Genomic DNA, 7,386 nt, shown 5'->3' with positions numbered 1-7,386 from the left:
GGCAGCCTTGAATTACGCTTTGCCTTAGCCCATGGAAAAACTCAACCTATTCACACCTACGCCAAAGCTCCCTTGAAGGTACAGCGACCGTTCTATCCAGAAGGGCTAGGGGTTTGTCACACTGTGGTACTTCATACCGCTGGAGGAATGGTAGCAGGGGACAGGTTGTCTCAAGATATCCATCTCGAATCGGGGACTCATGCTTTAATCACCACTGCTGCTGCTAGTAAAGCTTATGGTAGGGGCAGTTCTAGCGCTAGTCTAAGAAACTATAGCACTAATAATCAAAAGCTTAGCGGTAGTCTAAACCAACCAGAACCTAGACAAAAAATCTCTAGCGCTAATAAAAAAAAATATAGCGCTAGTTTAAACCAGCCAGAAACTAGACAAATCATCCGGCTCCAAGTAGAGACTGGAGCTTGTTTGGAATGGTTGCCCCAGGAAACGATTGTATTCAATGGTGCAGTTTACCGGCAGGATTTGCGGGTAGAATTAGCGCCGGGAGCCAGTTGGTTAGGCTGGGAAATTACTCGATTTGGACGCAGTGCTAGAAAAGAAAGGTTTGTGGAGGGAAATTGGCGATCGCATACGGAAGTTTGGCAGCAAGGACATCCACTGTGGATTGACCGACAATGGTTACCAGCTAGCGAAGCAACCTTCTCTAGTCCTTATGGTTTAGCAGGACAACCAGTGGTAGGAACATTAGTTTTGGTAGGGGAAGCGGTATCATCAAAGATTCTCGAACAAGCCAGAGAACTTTGGAGTGCTAGGGAGTATGTAGGGGAAGCTGGGGTAACTCAGCTGATGTCAGGATTATTATGCCGCTATCGTGGTGCTTCGACTGAGGAAGTGAGACACTGGTTTACAGAGGTTTGGCAACTGTTGCGCGTTAATATATTCGGGCGTCCTATTATTAAGCCACGAGTTTGGCCGTTGTAATATCAAAATTTCTACTAATCACAGGATCAAACAATGCAACTGACACCCCAAGAAAAGGATAAACTACTAATTTTTACTGCCGCCTTATTGGCAGAAAGACGCAAGGAAAAGGGGTTGAAGCTAAATTACCCAGAAGCCGTTGCTTACATTTCTGCGGAAATTTTGGAAGGTGCTAGGGAAGGACGTCCAGTAGCTGATTTAATGAGTTACGGCACTACCCTGCTAACGCGGGATGATGTGATGGAAGGAGTACCTGAAATGGTGAATGAAGTCCAGGTAGAAGCAACCTTTCCCGATGGGACTAAACTGGTTACTGTACATGACCCAATTCGTTAGTCCCACAAAAAGCGTCCAGAAGCCACTGTTTAACTCTTCTAATTAAATCATCATAGGATTCACAGAAGTTGACAGAGTTCTTCTCTGAGATTGATAAGTTGGTTTCTCAGGTCATTGATTTGTTCACTGCTCAGTTGTGCAGTTGCTTGATGATCTACGATGTGATTTAGGCTATTGATACAGTCATCAGTCGTATTACGACAGTTCTGAACAACCTGGATTCGTTCCTTAAAGATTTCTTGGAACTGAGGCTCAACTGATTTAATAATAGTATTGTTATTGGGTTGAGATTCATTCAGTTGGAACTTGAAAATATTCCATAATTGAACTAGTGAAGGGAGTCCCATAAGCACCAAACAATGGTTAAAAAACCTTTAAAAAAATTAAATCAAACACCAGACATTAAAACCCAAAAGCCCCAAAAGGTAGGAATACTAGTTATGAGTATACTCATAACTAGTTTAATATTCCGAGAATTAGTTGCGAAAATAGTTGCCAAAATAATTTTCTAAATAACCGGCTGCTACTAAAGCAAAATTTTTCCATAAGTAGGATAAAATTTCTGGCCAATAGTATAGCTTTAAAAGCCATGTAAGATGTCAGAGTTGACCAAAAAGGAATCATTAACTGTAGAAATAAAACCATCAATGAGTTAATAAATAAGAATTCAATAACAACTATATCGATTATTCAGCAAGAGACTATAGAAGTCAGGATTCCTTGATTAAAGACTGTGTGAAGAGAAGATAAGCTAGAAAAAAAAATATGGTAAGGATAATAGGTAATAAGCAATAAGTAATAAGTAATAGGTAATAAGCAATAAGTAATAGGTAATAAGTAATAGGTACAAAAAAAAATCGAATCTACGAGATAATCAACTAATTCACGAGATAATAAAAAGCTAGTCAGGGTTTAAGGAGTTAGTTAGTGATTCCAGGCGAAATAATTCCCCAAACAGGGGAAATAGAACTCAATGCTGGTCGTGCCACCATCAGAGTACGGGTAGCGAATACAGGCGATCGCCCTATTCAAGTAGGGTCTCACTTTCACTTCTTTGAAGTCAACGAAGCTCTGCAATTTGACCGGGAAGCTACTAAAGGCATGCGCTTAAATATTCCAGCTGGCACCGCTATCCGCTTTGAACCGGGAGACGAACGAGAGGTGGAATTAGTCACTCTTGTCGGTAGCCGTCAGGTGTACGGCTTCAATGGCAAAATTAATGGTCAACTTGATAGCTCAAGTTGATATATAGTTACTATTTTTTTTAAGCAAGCGCTACCCAGAGGTAATCCCAGAGTTTGGCCGAGGGGATAAAATTCCCCATTACCCATTACCCATTACCATCAATCAAGGAGTTTTTGATGAGTTATCGTATGGATCGTCGTGCCTACGCCGAAACTTATGGTCCTACTGTAGGCGATCGCATCCGCTTGGCTGATACAGAACTAGTGATCGAAGTAGAACAGGACTACACCACCTATGGTGATGAAGTTAAATTCGGTGGTGGTAAAGTGATTAGAGATGGGATGGGACAATCCCCCATCTCCCGCGCCGAGGGTGCTGTAGATTTGGTGATCACTAATGCCCTAATCCTGGATTGGTGGGGTATTGTTAAAGCCGATATTGGTATTAAAGATGGCAAAATAGTCAACATTGGCAAAGCTGGAAATCCCTACATCCAGGACAATGTCACTATTATTATTGGTCCTAGCACCGAAGCAGTTGCTGGGGAAGGAATGATTGTCACCGCTGGGGGGATTGATGCTCACATTCACTTTATTTGTCCCCAACAGATTGAAACTGCGATCGCATCTGGTATCACTACTATGATTGGCGGTGGTACAGGTCCAGCCACTGGCACTAACGCCACTACCTGTACTCCTGGTGCTTGGAATATTCACCGGATGCTGCAAGCTGCCGATGCATTTCCTGTGAATCTAGGGTTTTTAGGCAAAGGCAATAGTGCTAAACCCGAGGGATTACAAGAACAAGTGATAGCAGGTGCCATGGGATTGAAGCTGCACGAAGACTGGGGCACTACTCCAGCTGCTATTGATACCTGTTTAAGTGTGGCGGATCAGTTTGATGTCCAGGTGGCCATTCATACCGATACCCTAAATGAAGCCGGGTTTGTAGAAAATACCATTGCTGCCTTTAAAAACCGAGTCATTCACACCTACCACACCGAAGGAGCAGGGGGAGGTCATGCTCCAGATATTATTAAAGTGTGTAGTGAAGCTAATGTATTGCCCTCTTCTACCAATCCTACCCGTCCCTATACCCTTAATACCCTAGAAGAACATCTCGATATGCTCATGGTCTGCCATCACCTAGACCGGGGCATTCCTGAAGATGTGGCCTTCGCTGAGTCCCGGATTCGTCGGGAAACTATTGCTGCTGAGGATATCCTTCATGATTTAGGGGCATTTAGTATGATTGCCTCTGATTCTCAAGCCATGGGACGAGTGGGTGAAGTGATTATCCGTACCTGGCAGACAGCCCACAAAATGAAAGTGCAACGGGGAGTGTTATCCACCACTACTGGGGAAACTGGGGAAAATGACAATTTCCGAGCCAAGCGTTACGTTGCCAAGTATACGATTAACCCTGCGATCGCTCACGGAATTGCTAATTATGTCGGTTCCATCGCAGAAGGCAAGCTAGCCGATTTGTGTCTGTGGCGTCCAGCCATGTTTGGAGTCAAGCCAGAGATAGTGATTAAAGGTGGTGCGATCGCATGGTCCCAAATGGGTGATGCCAATGCTAGTATTCCCACACCCCAGCCGATTCATATGCGTCCGATGTTTGGGAGTTTTGGTGGTGCGATCGCAGCTACATCCGTTACCTTTGTCTCCCAAGCTGCCTTAGACCAAGACATCCCAGCTCAAATTGGCTTACAAAAATCCGCTGTTGCCGTTTCCAACACCCGAAACTTGAGCAAGACCGACATGAAACTCAACGATGCCTTGCCACAGATTGAGGTCAATCCAGAAACCTATGAAGTCAGAGCTGATGGGGAATTATTAACATGCGAGCCCGCAACGGTTTTACCTATGGCACAGCGTTACTTCTTATTTTGATTAGTTGCTAGTCAATCACTAGAGCATTTTTTAGATTAATGACTGGATCCGATCTCCCTACTCCCTACTCCCTTTGCTACCTGGACTACAATGTTAAGTTTTCTGCTGAACTGACCAAAGAAGTATCGAGCGAGAGGTATAACTGAGTTCAGTTTGAGAAAAAATTTAAAGATGAATCTAAGTATTGCAGCAGTACTCTTATACGGAATCTTAGCCCTGATCGGGGGAATCATGGGCTATGCTAAAGCCAAAAGCAAAATATCTCTCATTTCTGGTTTAATTAGCGGTTTATTGCTAATATTTGCTGGAATCATGCAGCTTCAAGGACAACCCTGGGCACAAACCTTAGGGATAGCCGTGGCAGCTGCACTGGTGATTGTCTTTGCCATCCGGCTCGCTAAAACTCGCAAGTTTATGCCAGCTGGACTAATGATTATTGCTGGTGTGGTGTCTCTAGGGGTGATGGTTTATCCAGCTATGGCCTAAAACCACGCTTTTATAGTCCCCCCTGAATGCATTTGATCAACCAGAAAAGCACAGCATGGGTTTTTACATACAGATACCGGATAGACTAACCGATAGACGTTATCTGAGTCTATTTGGTATCTGTGTACATCAGTCTCGTGCTGAGAAGAGCAAAATGCCAACAGTCATTGACCCCGTGAAGTTCCTTTGAGATTAGTCTTATTCCTATAGTCGCAGTTCACGTATGTATAAATAGTATCTATAAATCCTATCTAGAAAATGGTAAAATCTGTCTATAAACCCCTATATCCTAGGGGGTGCTTCAGCTGTAACCTTACCAATAGTACTACTTTTTAGTCAAGTGTCTCTCACCACAGATATCTATTATAACTCAACCAGTCCAGCCATCGCCAGGACTGCTAACGTTACCGGTAAGTTGTTTTTTGAAGAATTAGCCGAGGTGAGCCCGATGGATCAAACTGTTTCTCTAGTGTTCATAAATCCCCAACAGCCTAGTTATGAGCCTAGTTATTCTTATTTCCAAGAAGTCCAGTTTAACAATCCCATAAATCTAGAAAATGTGGTCAGACCGACAGTCAATTTTCTTGAAAACCCTCAATCTACCCTACCTGTCGAGAATATAGTTATTGGTCTTGTTCTAATTTCCATCTTCTCTTTCATATTTATGAAGAGTTCTTGAAAGCTGAACACCCCCGTGCCAAGTACGGGGGATGAAAGGAAAACTAAGGGGACTGCCTGGGCTCTCTGACGTAGTAATTTTTAGGGTATAAATCCAGGTTTATTACCTATTAATTAGAGCTTTAGCAGCCAAACAATTCGGTATTATTTCCAGGAATTATCGATTATTTTGCTCAATTATTATTACTTGTTAATTGTTAAGTATTACAAGAAAATTGACCCTTGGCAAGTTTCTTGTAACAACTGTCAATTTTCCAAGCTAGGAGAGATGTGAATGTCCTACAGTGATTTTAAATCTCTAGACACACTAGCTTCTCTAGGGATTTATATGCTAGAACCTGTGCCATGCCTGATTCAAGCAGACCCAATTTCCCCCAGTGACTTTCTTCAGGAAGCTCTCAAACGCTTTGTGCCACTAGCAACTGCTATCAATACTGAAAAAGCTCGCTCTGAATATCTAATCGCTCCTATTTTAAGTGAAATTACAGTCATCAACCCTCCTATTAGTCTTTTTTCTGGCAAAAACTTTAATGTAGACCCAGCACAGGGACTTACTGGATTTTTTGATTGACCCTCAACCGTTTACAAATAACTGCGTCCCATTTCCCTAAGTACAGGACAAAAACCTTGAAATGAAGAGCAGGATAGGGTTTCATCAGAAATACCACAATCTGTCGAAACCCTATGAATCAATATAGCGAATTGAAGCAATTACTCCAAGAGCATTTAGACGCTCCTTGGAGCTAGACTCTCGCTTCTAGCCCTGTTCTTGTTGGCTGTCCTGAAGGTAAAAACGGTTAATCTCTGTGAGCTGTCGTTAGGGTTTGGAGGCAGGGCACTGCCGGAATCGAGTTACAAGCGTCTACAGCGGTTTTTTCGAGGCTTTGAGGTGGATTACGCCCAGATTGCCAAAATGGTTGTGAGCTGGATGGGGATTCCCGATGGGTGGGTGCTGAGCCTCGACCGAACCACGTGGGAATTCGGGTCTCATTGCTACAACATTCTGACCTTAGGCATTGTGCATGAGGGAGTGGCTTTTCCAGTATTGTGGTGGCTGCTCGACAAGAAGGGAAACTCCAATAGTGATGAGCGAATGCGCTTTATCGAGGCGTTTTACCAGCTCTTTCCCAAAGCCCAGATTAAGTGTTTGTGTGCAGACCGAGAGTTTATTGGTCAGGCATGGATTCGTTATCTGTTGCTTGAGCCGACTCTATCGTTTCGTATCCGAATCCGAGCCACTGATAAGATTGAACGCTCAGGAAAGTCCCTGGCAGCCAAAGTGGTTTTTGCCCATCTAATGCCAGGTGAATCCCAACAACTCAAGGGGGTTTGTCGTGTTTGGGGCTACCAAGTTTCAGTTGAAGCCAAGCGGCTTGATGATGGCCAATTACTAGTCGTGATTGCACCCCCGGCAACAAGCGCATTTGGTCACTGACTATAGCTTACGTTGGGGCATTGAAACGCTCTTTGGCATTTTTAAAACCCGAGGCTTTTGCCTTGAGTCCACTCACTTTACTGAAGCTGAGCGTTTACGCAAACTGTTTGCCCTGCTGACACTGGCACTGTGTTGGTCAATGCGAACGGGTTTGTGGTTACACCAGTATCAACCCATTACTATTAAAAAACACGGTCGTCGAGCCAAGAGTTTATTTCGCTTAGGATTTGACTACTTGCGGCATTTGGTTTTAAATCCTTCTATCCACAATCAAGCTGACTTTTCGCACTCTCTAAAACTTTTGTCCTGTACTTAGCCCATTTCCATATTCTCTCTTCTGACTTCTCTACTCCCTACTACCTAATAATCCTGAAGCAACGGTTTTCCCTTGACTGGAATTGTCCCCAACATATCCCGATTCGTTATTCAGAA

Annotated in this window: 8 protein-coding genes and 1 pseudogene; 8 read left to right on the top strand and 1 reads right to left on the bottom strand. The window is 43.5% G+C overall.

What is annotated here, in order from left to right; genetic code table 11:
- Together F6K52_RS28710 and ureA are read left to right on the top strand one after the other, a co-directional pair.
- A partial coding sequence (locus F6K52_RS28710) for an urease accessory protein UreD (RefSeq protein WP_293086692.1) occupies positions 1-939 on the top strand: 939 nt, incomplete at its 5' end.
- Positions 940-972: 33 nt separating this feature from the next.
- Positions 973-1,275, top strand: coding sequence for an urease subunit gamma (gene ureA, locus F6K52_RS28705; RefSeq protein WP_008179425.1), 303 nt, complete (start codon positions 973-975; stop codon positions 1,273-1,275).
- Between the two features lie 59 nt (positions 1,276-1,334).
- Here ureA and F6K52_RS28700 read toward each other — a convergent pair whose 3' ends face one another.
- Positions 1,335-1,622, bottom strand: coding sequence for a hypothetical protein (locus tag F6K52_RS28700; RefSeq protein ID WP_293086689.1), 288 nt, complete (start codon positions 1,620-1,622; stop codon positions 1,335-1,337).
- Between the two features lie 580 nt (positions 1,623-2,202).
- On the opposite strand from F6K52_RS28700, the gene F6K52_RS28695 reads away from it, so the two are divergent.
- The 6 genes and pseudogenes from F6K52_RS28695 (at position 2,203) to F6K52_RS28670 (ending at position 7,270) form a co-directional block, all read left to right on the top strand.
- Positions 2,203-2,520: an urease subunit beta gene (locus tag F6K52_RS28695; RefSeq protein WP_293086686.1), complete on the top strand. Its 318-nt coding sequence runs from the start codon at positions 2,203-2,205 to the stop codon at positions 2,518-2,520.
- A 116-nt stretch (positions 2,521-2,636) separates the two neighbouring features.
- Positions 2,637-4,355 (top strand): urease subunit alpha, encoded by a 1,719-nt coding sequence (gene ureC / locus F6K52_RS28690; protein ID WP_293086683.1) that lies wholly within the window; start codon positions 2,637-2,639, stop codon positions 4,353-4,355.
- A 171-nt stretch (positions 4,356-4,526) separates the two neighbouring features.
- The gene (locus F6K52_RS28685; protein WP_293086680.1) at positions 4,527-4,841 is read left to right on the top strand and encodes a TMEM14 family protein; all 315 of its coding nucleotides are present in this window, start codon (positions 4,527-4,529) and stop codon (positions 4,839-4,841) included.
- A 340-nt stretch (positions 4,842-5,181) separates the two neighbouring features.
- Positions 5,182-5,520, top strand: coding sequence for a hypothetical protein (locus F6K52_RS28680; protein ID WP_293086677.1), 339 nt, complete (start codon positions 5,182-5,184; stop codon positions 5,518-5,520).
- A 273-nt stretch (positions 5,521-5,793) separates the two neighbouring features.
- A complete protein-coding gene (locus F6K52_RS28675) occupies positions 5,794-6,090 on the top strand; it encodes a hypothetical protein (protein WP_293086674.1) in 297 nt (98 codons plus the stop codon).
- Positions 6,091-6,203: 113 nt separating this feature from the next.
- Positions 6,204-7,270, top strand: a pseudogene (locus F6K52_RS28670) (IS4 family transposase).
- Positions 7,271-7,386: the final 116 nt, after the last annotated feature.

The sequence above is a fragment of the Moorena sp. SIO3H5 genome, assembly GCF_010692395.1.
GTDB lineage: Bacteria > Cyanobacteriota > Cyanobacteriia > Cyanobacteriales > Coleofasciculaceae > Moorena.
This window is presented reverse-complemented; position numbering and strand designations above follow the sequence as displayed.

Coding starts and splice junctions, on each gene's coding strand:
- ureA (WP_008179425.1), top strand. CDS start 973: ATGCAACTGACACCCCAAGAAAAGGATAAACTACTAATTTTTACTGCC.
- F6K52_RS28700 (WP_293086689.1), bottom strand. CDS start 1,622: ATGGGACTCCCTTCACTAGTTCAATTATGGAATATTTTCAAGTTCCAA.
- ureC (WP_293086683.1), top strand. CDS start 2,637: ATGAGTTATCGTATGGATCGTCGTGCCTACGCCGAAACTTATGGTCCT.
- F6K52_RS28685 (WP_293086680.1), top strand. CDS start 4,527: ATGAATCTAAGTATTGCAGCAGTACTCTTATACGGAATCTTAGCCCTG.
- F6K52_RS28675 (WP_293086674.1), top strand. CDS start 5,794: ATGTCCTACAGTGATTTTAAATCTCTAGACACACTAGCTTCTCTAGGG.